We start from the raw sequence: 18,847 nt of genomic DNA, 5'->3' as shown, positions 1-18,847 counted from the left end.
TTAAAGCAGTAGAGAATTTTTATTTAATTTATAATAGCAAGCCTTTAAATTAATAAAGACTTGCTTTTATATTTTGGAGATATCATTTTTTGTCTGGAAAAATTACGCCTTTTTTGAGTATAATATTTGCATATATTTCAAGTTCGCTTGTAGCTACAATAGCATAAACATTTTTACATCTGTCATAATAAGCAAATCTCTCCAAATATTCATAATTTACTTTTTGATGTTTTCCTATGATGTCTTTATATTTAGCCCATACATCAGGTTCCCTTCCAAAATCAGCATTAGGCTGCATCAATACAACAGGGCTTTCTACAAAAGTATCTAAAGGAAATAAAGGCATGATTGCTTTTAAAACTGTAGGTATATCTATACCATCAAGTCTTATTATTTTTTTTGCATTATAATCATAAGAAGGAAAATTTCCATCAGCGAATAATATTTCACTTCCATGACCCATTTCACATAATATTTTTAATAGTTCAGGAGAAACAACAGGATCTATTCCTTTTAACATATTTAAATCCTTTAATTTAATTTTAATAAAAATCCCATTTAATATTGTTACATATTAAATGGGATCAAAAAAGATTGTATATTGTTACCTAGTTACTTTTCCAAATAAAGGTCCAAAATGTTTACAAGCTCTGAAATCAGCACCTTCTAAATCTTTTGTACCAAATGCTTTCCAAGCTTTAGGTCTAAATATTCTATCTTCACTAACATTATGCATGCTTACAGGTATACGTAACATAGAAGCTAATGTAATTAAATCAGCACCTATATGTCCATAAGCAGCAGCACAGTGGTTAGCACCCCAATCATTCATTACAGAATAAACGTCTTTGAAAGAGTCTTTACCTGTAAGTATAGGAGCAAACCAAGTAGTAGGCCAAGTAGAGTCAGTTCTTTTGTTAATAGGATCAAATATACTATCATCAATATTAACAGCATAACCTTCAGCTACTTGAAGTACAGGACCATAACCTTTAACTAAGTTAAGTCTGATTATAGTCATTGGCATTTCACCTTTAGTTAAGAAAGTAGATGAGAATCCGCCTCCTCTGAAATATTCTCTGTTAGCAGGAGAGAATTGAGTTGCATCAAGACATTTTTTAGCTTCTTCTTCAGTGATATTCCAGAATTCTTTTAAAGCAGGATTTCCATTAACTTTTTCTTCACCAGTCCAGTCTAAAGATGCAGCACCTGAATTGATTAAGTGAATAATACCGTCTTTAGCTTTTCCAGTAAGTTCTTTTCCTGTAACTCTTTTAACTGCTTCAGGACTCCAATAAGTTCTAACATCAGCAAATAATTGAGATTTACAAGTTAGTAAATGAGCGAATAACATAGAAAGACCATTCAAAGAGTCATTTTCAGTAGCAACAACATAAGGTTCTCTTATACCGTTCCAGTCGAAAGATGAGTTAAGAATAGCTTCAGCAAAGTCGCCGTTAGGCATATAGTCAGTCCAATGTCTTTGACCTTGGAAACCGCCAACTATAGCATTATGACCTTGTGCTTCTTCTATATATCCCATTTCAGCTAATTTAGGATTGCCTACCATTAAATCACGCATAATCATAGCCATTTTAATAGAAGTAGCCCATTCTTTTTCTTTCTCTTCATCAGAAGCTTTTACTTTATTGTTATCAGCACCAAATTTGCATTGTTTAGCCCATTCCCAAGCTTTTTTGAATTCTTCTTTATCATAGATTTCTAATTCTAATCTTCTTTTGATTTCACTCATATCTACGAATTCAGTTCTCATTCCTAAATAGTCAAGTAAGAATTCAGCATCAACCATAGAACCCATAATACCCATAGCAACATAACCCATACTTATGTATGATTGATCTTTCATAGTAGCAACAGCAAGACCAGCTCTTACGAATCTAAGTATTTTTTCTTTAACATCATCAGGAACATTTTCATCGCCTGCATCTTGAACATCTTTACCATAGATAGAGAATACAGGAAGTCCTAATTGAGTATGTCCAGCATCAGCAGCAGCCAAGTAAACAGCACCAGGTCTTTCAGTACCATTGAAACCCCAAATTGCTTTAGGTATAGCAGGAGTCATATCAATAGTTTCAGAACCATAACACCAACAAGGTGTAACAGTAAGAGTTAATTTAACATTGTTTTCATCAAATTTTTTCTGACATCTAGCAGCTTCAGCAACTCCACCGATTGTAGTATCAGATATTACGCATTCAACTTTTTCACCGCTAGGATGTTTAATATTTTCTTCTATAAGTTTTGCAGCTATTTTAGCCATATTCATAGTAGTGTCTTCGAGAGATTCTCTAACACCATTTCTTCTACCATCTATAACAGGTCTAATACCTACTTTTGGTAAATTATTTTGCATTCTAAACATAATTAATTAAAAATCCTCCTTAATTTAAATTATTCGTATAATAATTTAGCTATTTCTGGATCATCTATATTTGTACTATCATACCATTTAGCACCAGTGTCAACATTAGCAACAGATTCACCTTTAGAAGCTTTGTAAGCTAAAGTAACAGCTTGGAAACCAATGCTGTAAGGGTCTTGAGTAACAGAACCTTTTATTATACCGCTTCTTATAGCATCTAATTGAGGTTTTCCAGAGTCAAATCCCATAGCTATTAAATCACCGCCATCCTGAGCATCGCCAACTATAGTGTTAGCAGCACCAGCTTCAGCACTTTTGTATACTACTAAGAAACCTCTAGCCATAGCTTCATTAGATAAATATATACCTAAGCAGCTTTTTCCTCTTAAAGCATTAACTTCATTAGCTATATCAGCTTCATTTTGAGTAGTAGGAACTATAACTTGTAAAGTGTATTTTCCAGCAGTAGTAGCATCACCGTCAGCTAATTCAGTAAATCTTTTTACGAAACCTTCAGCTCTTCCTATACCAGTATCAGAGTTATCTAATTGAAGTACAGCAATTTTAGCTTTATTAGCAGCAGTGAAAGTAGCTATTCTTGTTTTTAAAGCTTCAAACATTTTATCAGCAACTATAGCAGCAGCAGCTCTGTTGTCAGTAGAAGCAGTAGCAAGTACAGCACCTTGAGCTTGATCAGGTAATATACCAGAGTCAAAACCGATTAAAGGTATATTTTTTTCTTTTATTCTTTTAATTTGTTCAGTGAAATCTCCTGTTACAGCAGCAAAAGCTATAGCATCAGGTGATTTGTTAATTTCACTATCCAATAAATCCTGCTGTATTTTTGAGTCAGACTCAGTTTCAGGACCTACAAAGCTAATTTTTACACCATTTTGTTTAGCAGCAGCTTCAGCACCGTCTCTAACAGTTACCCAGAACTTGTGCTGGAATCCTTTGGAAACAACAGCTATATAAGGCTCTTTGTTGCCGCAGCTTGCCAACATAACTGTTAATCCTATTAAAGTAGTAGCTAGTAATAAAATTCTTTTCATTTTATTCTCCTTTTTTAAGTTGTTTTTATTTTAATTTTTTCTTTTCTTCTATTAAGCTATTAATTTTTGATTGTATTTCTGATATCTCTTTAGAATAATCTTTACCGCTGTCTGATATCATATAATCAATTTTTATTCTAAAGGCTTCTATTTCTTCTTCAAGTTGTTCTCGTCTTTCTTTTTTACATCTACTTTTTTAACTTTATTAGACATTTTTATTCTGTAAACGTCTATAAGAACCGCTATAATAACTACTATACCTATAGTGAAGTATTGGAAGAACTGTTCAACACCAACTGAAGGAAGTCCTACTTTTAATACTGACATTATATATACACCGATTATTGTACCTATTATAGAACCAACACCGCCTGAAAGAGAAGTACCTCCTATAACTACAGCAGCAATGGCATCAAATTCATAACCTTGACCTGCTCCAGGGCTTATGCTTGAATAACTAGCAGCAAAAGTTAAACCCCCTATACCGCAGAAGAAACCTGATATTGTATATGCTATTATTTTCCATTTATTAGTTTTTATACCTGAAAGTCTTGCAGCTTCTTCATTACTACCTAAAGCAAATATATATCTTCCCACTATTGTTTTAGTCAATACCAATACTGATATTATAGTGAATATGGCTAGCATAATAAATCCGGAAGGGAAATTTGATTCTGTAGCATTGAATAATACTCTGAACCAACCATAATCTGGATCTGTTATAGTAGGGTAGTATATAGTTTGAGATTTTGAAACTATACCAGATAAACCTTTAGTAACCATAAGCATACCTAATGTTGCTATAAACGGAGGCAAATTGAAATATGAAATTAAAAATCCGTTTATAAATCCTCCCAAAGTAGCCACTGCTATAACTATAATAAGTATAGCCCACATAGGAACTTTAAAATTAGTTATAAGCACACCGCCAACCATTGCAGCAAACAGAGATAACGAACCAATTGACAGATCTATACCGCCTGTTATTATAACAAATGTTACTCCTATAGCTAAAAAACCGATAAAATATGAGTTTCGTAATATTAATGAAAATGTATCGAATGTAAAAAAGTTTCTTCCTGCTATAACAAAAAATACATACAATATAAGAAGTGCTACTACAGTAAGAAATTTTTGTAATCCATTTTTCTTTAAATATATTAATGAATTTCTAACTTTTCTCCTCATTTTAGCCTTAAAGCATAGTTTTCCAGTAAAAGTGTTAGTTTCAATATTATACATATACCTCTCCAATTATTATTTTTTATATTTTTATATGATATTATTCTTATCTCATAGTAGCATATTTCATAATATCATCTTGAGTAGTTCCTTTTATGTCTAATTCGCCTGTTTTTTTACCTTCAGACATAACTAATATTCTGTCACTCATTCTTAATATCTCTACTAAGTCAGAGGAAATCATTATTATAGATTTGCCCATAGAAACTAATTTTTCCATAAGGTTATAGATTTCACTTCTAGCACCTACATCTATTCCTCTTGTAGGCTCATCGAATATTAATACTTTGCATTCTTTTATAAGCCAATTAGCTATTACTACTTTTTGCTGATTACCACCTGATAGGTTTTTTACTAATTGATCTATGGAAGGAGTTTTGATATTTAAAGATTGTACTTCTTCTTCAGCGATGTTTTTTACTTTTGAATTTTGTACCATAAGCATATTTGAAAATTTATCATAGTTACCCATCATCATATTTTCAAATACAGGAAGTCCTAATGCTAAACCATATCTTTTTCTATCTTCAGAAAGATAACCTATACCGCTTTTTATAGCATCAACTGGTGATTTTATTGAAACTTCTTTTCCTTCAACGAATATTTTTCCGCTTTCAAATTTATCTGCTCCGAAAATAGCTCTTGCTGTTTCTGTTCTTCCAGCTCCCATAAGTCCTGCAAATCCTAAAATTTCTCCATGTTTTAAAGAGAAACTTACATCTTTTACTACACCCGGTACAACTAAATTTTCTACTCTTAATATTTCTTTAGCATCTTTTGCTACTTTACTTTCAGTTTTAGGTGTTTCATATATAACACGTCCAACCATTAGATTAACTATTTCATCTTTATTTGTTTCTTTAGTGATTTTTGTATCTATATATTCACCGTCTCTTATTACAGTTATTCTGTCAGATAATATAAATAATTCATCTAATCTATGAGAAATATATACTATTGATACGCCTGTTATTTGTAAGTCTTTAATTATTCTAAAGAGTTCTTTTGTTTCTGATTCTGTTAATGCAGCAGTAGGCTCATCTAATATTAATATTTTAGAATTGTGAGTCAATGCTTTTGCTATTTCTACTAATTGCTGTTTTCCAACAGTTAGAGATCCTATTTTAGCAGCCGGATTTATATCAACATTCATACCTTCAAATATTTTTCTTGCTCTTTTTATCATCAATTTATCATCTATCAATCCAAATTTATTTAAAGGTTCATGTCCTATGAATATATTCTGTGCTACAGTTAAATGATTCATTAAATTTAATTCCTGATGCACTATTGATATACCATTTTCTTCAGCTTCTTTAGGTCCAGATACTTCTAAAGGTTTTCCGAAATATTCTATAGTTCCAGCATCTTTTTTGTATATACCGGATAGAATTTTCATAAGTGTTGATTTACCTGCTCCATTTTCTCCTATTAAAGCCAAAATTTCGCCTTTTTCTAAAGAGAAATTGAAATTTTTCAAAGCATAAACACCTTTGAACCTTTTTTCAATACCTGTCATTTTTAATATTACATTATCACTCATAAGAATAAATTAATCCTTAAGTTTTAAATTTTTATTTATATTCTATATTCTAGTAAAAAAAAAAGACATAATCAATATCATATTGTTTTTTTTGAATCAAAAATGAAATAAATTTCATTTTTTTATTTTTTATAGTTTTGTTTTATTTTTTGTTAAAAAAAACACTTTTTTTATTGAATATGAAACAAAAATGTATTATATTATAAACATATATTTATTATGGTAGGTTATTATGAGTAATAAAGTTTATTCTATAGCTTGCGATTTCGGTTCATCTGGCGGTAAAATATTCTTATCCAAATTTGAAAATGATAAAATGTCTTTGGAAGAAGTTCACAGATTTTCTTTAACTCCTATAAAAATTAATAATTATTATTATACAGATTTTATATATATGTATAATGAACTATTGAAAGGTATTAAAAAAGTTGTAGATATGGGAGTGCAGCCTTCATCTCTAGGTATAAATTCTTGGGGTGTTGATTATGGCTATATAGATAAAAATGGAGAATTGTTATCTAATCCAGTAAATTACAGAGATACTAGAACTATAGATACTATAAAAAAATTAGAGAAAATAGGTTTAGGTGCTAGAGAATTATTTAATATAACTGGTATATCATGCATGCCTTTTAACAGTATAATGCAAATATATGAAGATATACAAGGCAGAGCAGATATTGTAAATAATGCTTCAAAGTTATTATTTACTCCTGATTTATTCGGATATTTTTTGACAGGAAATATTTCATCTGAATATACTATATCTTCAACTTCCCAATTAATAGATGTGAAGAAAAAGGTATGGTCTGAAGAAATTTTGCAAAAAATTCATTTTGATATTAATAAGCTTCCTCCTTTAATTGAAGCTGGTACGAAAAAAGGTTTATTAAAACAAGAGATAGCAGATTATCTGGGATGCAAGCCATTTGATATTATATCTGTTGCTTCCCATGATACTGCTTCTGCTGTATTATCAGCACCTATTTTTGATGATAATACAGCATATTTATCTTCAGGTTCATGGTCTTTGCTTGGAGTGGAATTGAAAGAGGCTGTATTAATTGATGAAGCTTTTGAAAATAACTTCACAAATGAAATGGGTTATAATAATACTATAAGATTCTTAGAAAATATTAATGGACTTTGGACTATACAACTCTTGCAGAAGAAATATCAAATCTCATTTAATGATATGGAGAAATTAGCAAGAGATAATATTAAAGATGAACACAGAATAGATATTAATGATAATAGATTCTATAATCCTAAAGACATAGAAGATGAAATATTATCTTATTATAAAGATACAAATCAGCCTAATGTATCAAAAGATTCAAGAGGTGTTATAATAGCTTCCGTATATAATTCTTTGGCAGAAAGTTATGCTAAATATATTAATAGTCTTAAAAAACTTTTGAATAAAGATATTAAGAAATTATGTATTGTAGGCGGCGGAACTAGAGATAAATTAATATGCGAACTTACTAAAGAAAAAACTAATTTAACTGTTTCAATAGGTCCTATAGAATGTACCGCTACTGGTAATATTTTATCACAATTTAAAGCTTTAGGGGTTTTAAAAGATGTTGAAGAAATGAGAAAATTAGTTATAAATAGTTTTGAAATAAGTGAAATATGATATAGTATTATAAATTATTTATTTTTTTAAGGAGAAAAAATGTCTAAAAATAGTAGAAAAGATTTAGCTAAAAGTATAATAGATGCTTGTTTAAGTATGAGAAAAGATGGAGTTAATCAGGGAACTGCCGGTAATATCAGTCTTAGATATGAAAATGGTATGCTTATTACACCTTCCGGTATGCCTTATGAGATTATGACTCCAGATGATATTGTTTTTGTTGATGAAAATGGTACTCCTGAAAAAGATAAAATACCTTCAAGCGAATGGAGATTCCATTTATCAATACTTAAAGATAATCCTAATTTTAATGCTGTGATACATAATCATGCTATTTATTCTTCTATGGTTTCTATATTAAATATAGATTATATACCAGCTATACATTATATGGTAGGTGTTGCAGGAGGAAATAAAATTCCTTGTGTTAAATACGCTACTTATGGTACTCAGGAATTATGCGACAATATTTCTGAATCTATGAAAGGATATAAAGCTTGTATATTAAAAAATCATGGACTTCTTGCTGCTGATGAAACTTTACCTAAAGCATATCATGTAATGATGGAAGTTGAGAATTTGGCAAGATTATATATGGGAGTAAGAGGAATAGGGGATTATTCAGTTTTATCTGATGCTGAAATGGAAATAGTTTTGGAAAAATTCAAAAACTATGGATTAAATGTTAAGCATAAAACTAAGGATAAACCTAAAACAAAATCTAAAGCAAAAACTAAAAAATAAATTAAATCTTTTAAAGCTATAGAAGATATAATAAAATAAAAAATATAATAGGAGGAATTTTATGGCTAGATATATTTTAAATGAAACAAGTTATTTTGGTATTGGTATAAGAAGCGAGCTTGCTACTGAAATTAAGGCAAGAGGATTTAAAAAAGCATTATTAGTTAGTGATAAAGTTTTGGATTCTTGCGGAGTTCTTAAAAAAGTAAAAGATGTTTTAGATGGTGCTGGTATATCTTATGATACATTTTTAGATATTAAGCAAAACCCTACTATTAAGAACTGTAAAGACGGTTTAGCAAAATATAATGAATCAGGTGCTGATTTCTTGATTGCTGTTGGAGGCGGTTCTGTAATGGACGTTGCTAAAGCTATAGGTATTACAAAAAATAACCCTGATTTTGCTGATGTTAAATCTCTTGAAGGAGTAGCTGCTACTAAAAATAAAAGCGTACCTATTATGGCTCTTCCTACTACTTGCGGTACTGCTGCTGAAGTTACTATTAACTATGTAATCATTAATGAAGAAGAAAATAGAAAAATGGTTTGTGTTGACCCTAAAGATATACCTATAGTTGCTTTTGTAGATGCTGAACTTATGGCTTCTATGCCTAATAGTCTTGTTGCTGCTACTGGTATGGATGCTTTAACTCATGCTATTGAAGGTTATATCACTAAAGGTGCTCATACTATTTCTGATATGTTTGAATATAAAGCTATGCAGCTTATTTCTAAACACTTAAGAGGTGCTGTTAAAGATAAAAATATGACTGATATGGATGGAATGAGCATTGCTCAGTATGTTGCTGGTATGGGTTTTAGTAATGTAGGACTTGGTATTGTTCACTCTATGGCTCACCCACTTGGAGCTATATTTGATATTCCTCATGGTGTTGCTAATGCTGTACTTCTTCCTACTGTTATGGAATTTAATATGCCTGTTTGTATAGATAAATATGTTGATATAGCTGTGGCAATGGGTGAAAAAGTTGATGGATTAAGCAAAGAGGAAGCTGCTAAACTTGCTGTAGAAGCTGTTAGAAAACTTTCTAAAGATGTTAATATTCCTGCTAATTTAAGAGAATTAAAAATAAAAGAAGAAGATTTACCAAGATTGGCAAAAGACGCTTTAGCTGATGTATGTACTGGCGGAAATCCTAGAGATGTAACATTAGATGATATATTGGCTTTATATAAGAAGGCTTATTAATAATTTAATAATTGTAAATTAATTAATTATTCTTAAACTTCATTAAAATAGGCTGTCTGTTTTATGCAGGCAGCCTATTTTTTTTATTATTTTAATAACTTAAAAATCACTCATTAATTTTTCATATTTTAATTTATCTTTATATAGCTCTAAATAAATTTGATACTTTTTATCAAAATATTCTTTCATAGTTTTATCAGCCTCTATACATTCGCCTTTTTTAGATATTTTTGATAATGCCTCTTCATAATTTTTATATTCTCCGGAAGCTATAGAAGCTAAAATAGCACTGCCGAATACAACAGACTCTTCATGTCCTGCTGTGTATATTTTGCATTGACATATATCAGCAAGCTCTCTCATAAATAATGGATTTTTAGCAGCACCTCCGCATACTATTATAGTGTCTATAGTATAGCCATTATTTTTTGAAGTTTCTATAATATTTCTTGTACCGAAACATATACTATCTATAGTTGCCCAATATAATTTTGCCATAGATATAATATCTTCTGACATATCTAAACCTATTTCAATGCCTCTTTCTTTTGGGTCTGCTATAGGAGATCTGTTTCCATAATGATAATCAAGTATATGAATATCTTTTATATAAAATTTATTAATATTTTTTAATTTATACACTTCATCATTTAGAATTTTATATATATCTTTAAATGTTTTTCCTTCTTTTATAAGGTTATAAAAATAAGGATGTTTTTTTATATTATAATCTATTAAACTTCCATAAGCACTTTGTCCGCCTTCATTAAGCCACATACCAGATACCATAGCATTATAATAAGGGCCCCAAACTCCATTAACAAATATTGCCTCTTTACTATTCATCATATGGCATGCAGAAGTACCAGCTACTATTACAAGAGTATTTTCAGCTTTTCCTATTAATGAGCCAAGTCCTCCGGCATGGGCATCTATCATACCTACTGCTACTTTAACATTTGTTGATAAACCTAATTCTTTACTGCTTTCTTCTGTAAGATTGCCGGCAAATATCCCCGGTTCTTTTATAATATTTCCTATTTTATTTTCTTCTATAAGATCATATAAATCTAAACTCTTAAAAAACTTTTCGTCCCATTTATTTTCATGGGCTAAATATGTCCATTTGCATGCAACAGTACAGGAACTTCTTATATTGCTTCCGCATGCTTTATATTGAAGAAAATCTGCCAAATCAAAAAATTGTTTAACTCTTTTATAATTTTCAGGTAAATTTCTTTTAAGCCATAAAATTTTAGGTATTTCCATTTCAACGCTTATTTTTCCGCCTACGTATTTTAGCACATCGAATTTTTTTGAATTAATCTCATCAGCTTCTTTTATAGCTCTATGATCCATCCACATTATTATATTCCAATCATCTAAACAGTCTTTATTTACACTTACAGGATTATCATCTTTATCTAAAGCTACAAGCGAACAAGTGGCATCAAATCCTATGGCTATAACATCATCAGCATTAATTTTTGATTTTGATATAACTTTTTTTACCGATTGACATACGCTATTCCATATATCATTAGAAGATTGTTCAACGAAATTCTCATCAATTTTGCGTAATTTTATAGGTATGCTTTCAAATCCTAGGCTATTTCCATCTAATGAGAAAACTCCGGCCCTTGAACTTCCAGAGCCTACATCTATACCTATTATATATTTCATAATTTATTCCTATTTTTTCTCGCTTCCTTTTAAATGGAACTCAGCAGAATAATTGAATATTTGCTTTTGAATATTAAAAGTTTTTTGTTCTAATAACATAGATGTTGCATTACTTCCTATATCGAATGCTGGAAATACCACTTCAGATATATTATTATTTTCATAGAATGAATATAAATTTACAAGTTTATCAAAAGTTATTATAGATACATCATCTGGTATTGATAATTTTAATTCATTCAAGGCTTTTAATATTCCTACAGCCAGTATCTGATTAGCTGCTAATATAGAGTCAAATTCAAATTTTTCTTTAACTAATTTTTTGATGATATTATAACCGCTTTCACTGTCATTAAAATCACCGTAATATACTCTATTTACGCCATTATCCAAGTTATGATTTTTTATACTTTCTAAAAATCCTTCTTTTCTTTCTTGAGCATTACTTAGACTTAAACCGCCGGTTATTATTATTGGGTTTTTTGCTCCGCCTTCTATTAATAAATCTGTAGATTTTTTGGCAGCATTAAAATTGTCAGATAAATTTTTTATATATATATTATCAAATGGTAAATTCCTATCAACTAATGACACTAAGTTTGTATTTTTATCATAAGGTAATTTATCTCTTTCGTTTGAAGCCGGAACCCATATTACTCCTATATCTCTGCTTGTTTTTATTCTTGAGAAAATTTTTTCTTCTTCTTTTATTGATTCATTGGTAAGGTATATTTCAAATGGTATATTATTTTTTTGTACAATGGATACTATACCATTAAATAAATCTAAATAAAATGTATTGCTTAAATCTGGTATTATAAGCATTATTCTTTTTATACATTTTGTATTAAAGTATTTATCAATATCATTATTTTTTAGAATATCATTAATTTTATTTCTAGTAGATTCTTTAACAGAATTTGGGTCTTTGAGCATTCTTGAGATAGTTGCTGGTGATATTCCGCTTATTCTTGATAATTCTCTTATTTTCAATTTTATATTTCCTTAAATATTTTTTATATAAATGTTAAAACTATATTATAATTATGTAAAAAAATCAATATTTTTTTTATTTTATAAAATTATAATACAAATTTTCAAATATATCATTTTATTGTTTTTTTATCACTAAAATTATTGTTTTTTATTTTTTCTAATAAAAACTATTATGTAATTATATATTTTCACAAGATGATGTTAATTTTAATATTATAGATTATCAAATATAGTTGTTATTTTTTTCTATATTATTATAATTATTTAATATTTATTTGTAATTTGGAGTATTTATGAACATTTTAGTTATAAACGGAAGTCCTAAAGGAAATAACAGCATAACATTACAGACATTATTATTTTTGGAGAAATTATTTATAGAACATAAATTTGAATTTTTAAATGTTGGGCAAAAAATAAAATATTATGAAAAAAATTTTAATGAAATAAAAGAAGCATTTGAAAAAGCAAATATAATAATTTTTTCCTATCCTGTATATACATTTTTAATACCATATCAATTGCATAGATTTATAGAATTACTAAAAGAAAATAATACAGAAGTTAAGGATAAATTTGCAACGCAGTTTTCTACATCTAAGCATTTTTATGATGTAACTGCTCATAAGTTTTTGGAGGAAAATTGTTTGGATTTGGGATTTAAATATATAAAAGGGCTTTCTGCTGATATGGAAGATTTAATGAAAAAAGAAGGGCAGGATGATGCCATAAACTTTTTTAATTATTTAATATTCTCTATAGAAAATAATCTATATACACAAAGCATTAATTCAAAACCACAAGATAAAATTATATATAAAAGAAGATTTAATAATAATATTGAGAATAAAGACAGAAGTAAAGATGTTTTAATATTAAGTAATACTTCAAAAGATGATGAAAATTTAAAAAATATCATAGAGGATTTTAAAAATATTATTCCATATAAAACAAGAGAGATAAATATAAGAGAGTATAATTTTCATGGCGGATGTTTAGGCTGTTTCGGATGTGCTATAACAGGTAAATGTGTTTATAAAGATGGATTCGATGATTTTCTTCGTAATGAGATACAAAAAGCTGATGCTATAATATATGCATTCACTATAGAAAATCATTATACACATTCTAGTTTTAAACTTTATGAAGATAGACAATTTTGCAATGGACATAGAACAGTTACAGAAGGTATGCCTATAGGATATATTATAAGTGGTGATTATGACAGTGAATATAATTTACAGACACTTATAGAATCGCGTGCAGAAGTAGGAGGAAATTTTTTAACACATATCGCTAATGATTATAATAAAGATATATATAATGAACTTGAAAAATTATCTTCTATTATGAAATATGCTATAGATAATAAATGCACTCGTCCTAAAAATTTCTATGGTGTAGGAGGCATGAAAATATTCAGAGATTTAATATATGTAATGCAGGGGCTTATGAAAGAGGATCATAAATATTATAAGAAACATAATATATATGATTTCCCTCAGAAGCAGAGAATGAAAATGCTTCAGATAAAATTAGTAGGTGCTTTAATATCTATTCCTTCAATGCAAAAGAAAATGAAAAATAAAATGAATGAATATATTTTAATGCCTTATAAAAAAATAATAGATAATGCCAAGCATAAATAATTATCTATATTAAACCTGAATATTTTTCAAAGAAAGACTGCAATTTTTCTACAACAATTTGCTTTTTCTCGATTTTATTTCCTTGCTTGCTGAATCTTGATATTGGAGGAAGTATTTTATCAATATCTGTTCCTGAAGTTCTTATTTCTCCATATTCAAAACAGCTGGTTATAAAATCATTTGTTTCTTTTTCTTTTAAATTTTCATCTTTAATTATCTTTATTAAATCTTTTTCTTTTTCTTCTTTTACATATTGATAGAATTCTTCTTGAATATCTGTGTCGGAAGCATTCATTTGATTAATGAAGTTTTCAATCAATTCTCTCTTGCTTCTTAATTCAATACCAGCATTAATTAATTTTCTAACATGTTCTATTATAGTATCTTTGTCTTTATTTTCATTTTTGTATCTTGCCACTATTAGAAGTATATAGTCAATATTTACTTCAACTTGTTTGATGAGTTCTATTTCAAATACAACATCATCTTGTATATTTTCTATTTCAGGATTATTTTTATTTTTTTCTTTGCTTTGAGTAATCTCTGTATATAAATCAGAATATTTTCCGCTGTAATCCTGAAAATCTATGTCAGACAGTATTTTTTCTCTGTCTTCTCTAAAACTATCGAAAGCAGAAAGAGTGTTTCTTATTTTTAATAAATCCCCAAATAATTTAATAAATAATTTTTTATCGTCTTCTGTAACAATAGCTTCATTAATAGGGAATTTAGTTTTAAGTAAATCAACAATTTCTGTATATCCTAAAACATGCTCACCGTTTTCATCGTAGCCGTTAAAATAATCTTTATAAATTTTAAGCAATGCTATAGAGTTGGCATCTTTATCACCAAAAACAGAAAGAGCTTTGTTTGTATTTTCTTCTAAGTTCATGAAAGAAACTATATTTCCGAAAGTTTTAACAGAGTTTAAAATTCTGTTCGTTCTCGAAAATGCCTGTATAAGACCATGCATTTGTAATCTCTTATCAACCCATAAAGTATTTAAAGTAGGGGCGTCAAAACCAGTTAAAAACATATTTACTACTATTAAAATATCAATTCTATTGTTTTTCATCTGCAATGAAACATCTCTATAATAATTTTCAAATTTCTCATCAGATGTATCATAACTTGTTTCAAATATTTGATTATAATCTTTTATAGCACTTTCAAGAAACTCTCTTGAATCTTCATCAAGATTTTTAGGTTCAAAATTTTCCTCTTGAATTGTATCATCATAATTGTCATTGTTATCATTTTGTACAAAACTAAATATTGTAGCGACTTTTAAATTGCTTGAAGTTTCGCTTATTTGTTTTTGGAACTCTTTATAATATTTCTTAGCTGCTTTTATAGAAGATACTGCAAAAATGGAATTGAATCCTTTAACTTCTCTTTTCTCTTTCTTTTCTTTAACAGTATTATGCTTTGATTTAGCCATATCCTCTACATTTACAATAATATCATGACTATAAGCGGCATTATTGGAATTTCTGTAAGTTTTCTGATCAAAATGTTCTATTATGTATTTTACTATTAATCTTATTCTTTCATCATTTAAAAGTACATCATCTGTATTTATGCCTTTAACTTTTTTATCTTCAAAATCTTTAGCTTCTTTCACAGTATTAATATAATCTATTCTAAAAGGCAAAACATTTTTATCACGAATGGCATCTACTATAGTATATGTGTGAAGTTTTTCTCCGAAAGCATTTTCAGTGGTTTTTAGATTCGGATATTTTTCATCGTCTTTTTCTTTTTTGAAAATAGGTGTGCCTGTAAATCCGAATATATTATAATTTTTGAAAGCCTTTTTTATTTTCTCATTCATCTCACCAAATTGAGAACGATGACATTCATCAAAAATCATAACAATATGCTTTTTATAAACTTCATGATTTTCATTTTTCTGAATGAATCTTGATAATTTCTGAATGGTAGTAATAATTATTTTTGCATTATCGTCTTCTAATTGTTCTTTTAATATTTTTGTAGAAGTATTGCTGTTGGCTGCACCTTTTTGAAATTTATCATATTCTTTCATAGTTTGATAATCGAGGTCTTTTCTATCAACTACAAAAAGTACTTTATCTACAAAATTAAGCGATCTAGCTAAAGTTGCAGTTTTAAAACTTGTAAGAGTTTTTCCGCTTCCTGTGGTATGCCAAATATAACCGCCTGATTCTTTTTTTGATCTTATTTTATGATTTTCAGATAGTATAATCTTGTTTATGATCTTCTCTGCTGCTGCAATCTGATAAGGACGCATAACTAAAAGTGCTTTGTCTGAAGTAAATACACAATATTTAGTTAATATATTTAATAGAGTAAATTTTGAAAAGAAAGTTTTAGTAAAATCCACCAAGTCTGGAATAATTTTATTTCTAGCATCAGCCCAAAAACTCGTAAACTCAAAAGTATTTGAAGTTTTTACTTGACGTTCGCTATTCTTTATATGTCTATATCTTGTGGTATTTGAATAATATTTTGTATTAGTACCATTTGATATAACGAATAATTGTACATATTGATAAAGCCCTGAACCTGCCCAGAAATTTTCTTCCCCGTATCTGTTTATTTGATTGAATGCCTCTCTTATATTAACGCCTCTTCTTTTCAGCTCAATATGAACCATAGGCAAGCCGTTTATTAAAATAGTAACATCGTATCTGGCTTTTTTCTCTGAACTTTCTTCTTTATATTGATTAATAACTTGTAAATTATTATTATATATATCGTCTTTATCTATGAGTTTAATATTTTTAGTGTATCCGTTTTCTAAAGTTATAGCTTGAATATAATTCTCTTGTATTCTTTCAGTTTTATTTATTATATCTTCGTTGCCATTCGCTATAGTAGTATTAAAAAAAATTTCCCATTCAGTATCAAAAAAAGTATAATTATTTAATTTTTCTAATTGCTTTCTAAGGTTTTTAATCAAATCATTTTCATTTTTTATATTTATATATTCATAGCCTTGTTCTGTAAGCTGTTTGATAAATTCTTGTTCAAGTTCTTCTTCTGTTTGATATTTAGTTCTTGTTCTCTCTACCGGTATATATTTAGCGACAACAGTACTTTCCTCAGACATTTTAATGATATCAATGTTTTCTTTATTTTCCATAAAATAACCTCTTATTTGTATTTTTATTATTACAAATCTCTTTAATGATATGTCCTTTATACTTGCCTATACTCTACGGGTACACTTCGTGTCGGCTTCCCGTACGGTAACGCTTAACCTTATCAAACGCCCACTGTAAGCGATACTGTAAGTATGCGGTTTATTAATCTTTAATTTTCTTTTCCTTAAAAGTAAATAGTTTATCTCTATAATATTCGTATTGTTTTTTTCTAAGTATTACTTCTTCATTAAGGTAATCTTGATATTCTGTTAAAATATCTAATATACGTACAATCTCTTTTTGTATTTCTATTGGAGGTACTGGTATTTTTATCCAATTCCAACGATTATAATCAAATCTAAATCTTGCCCCTTCTTCCTTTAGTGAATCTATTTTATTTATTATTTTAGGTGATTTAATAAAATATTCAAAATATGTCACGTCTACTATAGATTTATCTACTGAAAAAACTACGTACATAGGACTGACTAAACCAGATATTGTTTTTTTTAGTCTACCAATAGAACCAACATTTAATCTTGAAGGATTATACGCAAACATATCTTGTCTTAAAATTGTATAGTTTGAAGTATCATCACTATGGATATTATTATCATGATAATCTTCAGATCTCACTATTCCTTTTACATTACTAACGACATATACTTGTTTTACATTTAAATCATCTTTACCTTTTTCTTTAACACGTTCCATTAAACTACCAATAGGTATGTATTCTACACCATCTGGACAATGTTTTTTATTAAATCTTCAAAATTACTCATCTTTTTTTAACCCCACTTTTTTAGCAGTTTCAATTAATTCTTCTCTATTTTTTATATTATCTAATATTCCAGTTATTAATCTATAAAAAGCATCGAATTTTTCAATAGCAGTATTTTCATCATATTCTCCATGTATTATATCACTAAGTTTTCTAAATAAATCATATCTATTTTTTGAAAATTCTACAGGTATTATATTACATTTTTCATCAACTTCTTTAAGTAAATCTTTGAAAATTTTCTTTTTATTTTTCCCATTTTTAGTTGTAAAATCAATGCTTATTCCTGACTTAACTGCAATTTCTTCTGTAATTAATTCAAATAGTTTTCGTAAATATATAATAGAACCAGCACCTAAATTGGCATTAAATGCTATATTTGCCATTTCTAGTTTATCTGTATATTCTCCATATATATTATCAATTAATTTAACATTATCAAATTTATTTATATATTTTTTTAATATTCTTACTTTTGGTAAATTATCAGTTATACTATTCTCTATCTCTATTAAGAAAATAACAACAACAAAAGTATTACATTTATCAAATAACATACAATTTATATTAGCTTTTTTTTCATCTATGTATATACAATCTGCTTCATATCTAGAATAAAAAGTTCTATATTCATCACATTTTTCACAAAAAAAGTTTAATGCTACAGTACCAATGTCTATTTTTTTGGATTTACCCATTTTATATTTTCTATATCCAAAAAAATTATCAACTGGTACAAACTCTGATGATACTTTTTTTGATAATACATCTGATAATCTCATTAATTA

14 protein-coding genes are annotated in these 18,847 nt (G+C 28.2%); 4 read left to right on the top strand and 10 right to left on the bottom strand.

Annotation, left to right across the window (positions count from 1 at the left end; genetic code table 11):
- Positions 1-82 precede the first annotated feature (82 nt).
- The 5 genes from BINT_RS09020 to BINT_RS09000 form a co-directional block, all read right to left on the bottom strand.
- Positions 83-520: an RbsD/FucU family protein gene (locus BINT_RS09020; protein ID WP_014488262.1), complete on the bottom strand. Its 438-nt coding sequence runs from the start codon at positions 518-520 to the stop codon at positions 83-85.
- Between the two features lie 84 nt (positions 521-604).
- A complete protein-coding gene (locus BINT_RS09015; protein ID WP_014488261.1) occupies positions 605-2,386 on the bottom strand; it encodes an L-fucose isomerase in 1,782 nt (593 codons plus the stop codon).
- Between the two features lie 29 nt (positions 2,387-2,415).
- Positions 2,416-3,438, bottom strand: coding sequence for an ABC transporter substrate-binding protein (locus BINT_RS09010; protein WP_014488260.1), 1,023 nt, complete (start codon positions 3,436-3,438; stop codon positions 2,416-2,418).
- Positions 3,439-3,585: 147 nt separating this feature from the next.
- Positions 3,586-4,680 carry an ABC transporter permease gene (locus BINT_RS09005; RefSeq protein ID WP_234944310.1) on the bottom strand — a complete coding sequence of 365 codons (1,095 nt, stop codon included), beginning with the start codon at positions 4,678-4,680 and terminating at the stop codon, positions 3,586-3,588.
- Positions 4,681-4,726: 46 nt separating this feature from the next.
- Positions 4,727-6,223 carry a sugar ABC transporter ATP-binding protein gene (locus BINT_RS09000; protein WP_014488258.1) on the bottom strand — a complete coding sequence of 499 codons (1,497 nt, stop codon included), beginning with the start codon at positions 6,221-6,223 and terminating at the stop codon, positions 4,727-4,729.
- 232 nt (positions 6,224-6,455) lie between these two features.
- Here BINT_RS09000 and BINT_RS08995 point away from each other — a divergent pair, with 232 nt between their 5' ends.
- From BINT_RS08995 to fucO, 3 genes are all read left to right on the top strand, one after another.
- Entirely contained in the window at positions 6,456-7,865 is a 1,410-nt protein-coding gene (locus tag BINT_RS08995) for a rhamnulokinase (RefSeq protein WP_014488257.1), read from the top strand.
- Between the two features lie 39 nt (positions 7,866-7,904).
- Positions 7,905-8,609: an L-fuculose-phosphate aldolase gene (locus BINT_RS08990; protein ID WP_014488256.1), complete on the top strand. Its 705-nt coding sequence runs from the start codon at positions 7,905-7,907 to the stop codon at positions 8,607-8,609.
- A gap of 61 nt (positions 8,610-8,670) precedes the next feature.
- Positions 8,671-9,819 (top strand): lactaldehyde reductase, encoded by a 1,149-nt coding sequence (fucO, locus tag BINT_RS08985; protein WP_014488255.1) that lies wholly within the window; start codon positions 8,671-8,673, stop codon positions 9,817-9,819.
- Positions 9,820-9,918: 99 nt separating this feature from the next.
- On the opposite strand, the gene BINT_RS08980 is transcribed toward fucO, so the two are convergent.
- Positions 9,919-11,502, bottom strand: a complete 1,584-nt coding sequence (locus BINT_RS08980; protein WP_014488254.1) for an FGGY-family carbohydrate kinase — start codon at positions 11,500-11,502, stop codon at positions 9,919-9,921.
- A gap of 9 nt (positions 11,503-11,511) precedes the next feature.
- The gene (locus BINT_RS08975; protein WP_014488253.1) at positions 11,512-12,495 is read right to left on the bottom strand and encodes a LacI family DNA-binding transcriptional regulator; all 984 of its coding nucleotides are present in this window, start codon (positions 12,493-12,495) and stop codon (positions 11,512-11,514) included.
- A 296-nt stretch (positions 12,496-12,791) separates the two neighbouring features.
- On the opposite strand from BINT_RS08975, the gene BINT_RS08970 reads away from it, so the two are divergent.
- Positions 12,792-14,147: an NAD(P)H-dependent oxidoreductase gene (locus BINT_RS08970; protein WP_014488252.1), complete on the top strand. Its 1,356-nt coding sequence runs from the start codon at positions 12,792-12,794 to the stop codon at positions 14,145-14,147.
- Positions 14,148-14,151: 4 nt separating this feature from the next.
- On the opposite strand, the gene BINT_RS08965 is transcribed toward BINT_RS08970, so the two are convergent.
- The 3 genes from BINT_RS08965 to BINT_RS08955 form a co-directional block, all read right to left on the bottom strand.
- A complete protein-coding gene (locus BINT_RS08965) occupies positions 14,152-17,274 on the bottom strand; it encodes a type I restriction endonuclease subunit R (RefSeq protein ID WP_014488251.1) in 3,123 nt (1,040 codons plus the stop codon).
- 163 nt (positions 17,275-17,437) lie between these two features.
- Complete coding sequence (locus BINT_RS08960) at positions 17,438-17,989, bottom strand: restriction endonuclease subunit S (protein WP_014488250.1); 552 nt, start codon at positions 17,987-17,989, stop codon at positions 17,438-17,440.
- Positions 17,990-18,052: 63 nt separating this feature from the next.
- The gene (locus tag BINT_RS08955; protein WP_014488249.1) at positions 18,053-18,841 is read right to left on the bottom strand and encodes a hypothetical protein; all 789 of its coding nucleotides are present in this window, start codon (positions 18,839-18,841) and stop codon (positions 18,053-18,055) included.
- Positions 18,842-18,847: the final 6 nt, after the last annotated feature.

It is taken from the genome of Brachyspira intermedia PWS/A (genome assembly GCF_000223215.1).
Taxonomy (GTDB): Bacteria; Spirochaetota; Brachyspiria; order Brachyspirales; family Brachyspiraceae; genus Brachyspira; species Brachyspira intermedia.
The sequence above is the reverse complement of the archived record's forward strand: the minus strand, read 5'-3'. Positions and strand labels throughout refer to the sequence as shown.

Coding starts and splice junctions, on each gene's coding strand:
- BINT_RS09020 (WP_014488262.1), bottom strand. CDS start 520: ATGTTAAAAGGAATAGATCCTGTTGTTTCTCCTGAACTATTAAAAATA.
- BINT_RS09015 (WP_014488261.1), bottom strand. CDS start 2,386: ATGTTTAGAATGCAAAATAATTTACCAAAAGTAGGTATTAGACCTGTT.
- BINT_RS09010 (WP_014488260.1), bottom strand. CDS start 3,438: ATGAAAAGAATTTTATTACTAGCTACTACTTTAATAGGATTAACAGTT.
- BINT_RS09005 (WP_234944310.1), bottom strand. CDS start 4,680: ATGTATAATATTGAAACTAACACTTTTACTGGAAAACTATGCTTTAAG.
- BINT_RS09000 (WP_014488258.1), bottom strand. CDS start 6,223: ATGAGTGATAATGTAATATTAAAAATGACAGGTATTGAAAAAAGGTTC.
- BINT_RS08995 (WP_014488257.1), top strand. CDS start 6,456: ATGAGTAATAAAGTTTATTCTATAGCTTGCGATTTCGGTTCATCTGGC.
- BINT_RS08990 (WP_014488256.1), top strand. CDS start 7,905: ATGTCTAAAAATAGTAGAAAAGATTTAGCTAAAAGTATAATAGATGCT.
- fucO (WP_014488255.1), top strand. CDS start 8,671: ATGGCTAGATATATTTTAAATGAAACAAGTTATTTTGGTATTGGTATA.
- BINT_RS08980 (WP_014488254.1), bottom strand. CDS start 11,502: ATGAAATATATAATAGGTATAGATGTAGGCTCTGGAAGTTCAAGGGCC.
- BINT_RS08970 (WP_014488252.1), top strand. CDS start 12,792: ATGAACATTTTAGTTATAAACGGAAGTCCTAAAGGAAATAACAGCATA.
- BINT_RS08965 (WP_014488251.1), bottom strand. CDS start 17,274: ATGGAAAATAAAGAAAACATTGATATCATTAAAATGTCTGAGGAAAGT.
- BINT_RS08960 (WP_014488250.1), bottom strand. CDS start 17,989: ATGGAACGTGTTAAAGAAAAAGGTAAAGATGATTTAAATGTAAAACAA.
- BINT_RS08955 (WP_014488249.1), bottom strand. CDS start 18,841: ATGAGATTATCAGATGTATTATCAAAAAAAGTATCATCAGAGTTTGTA.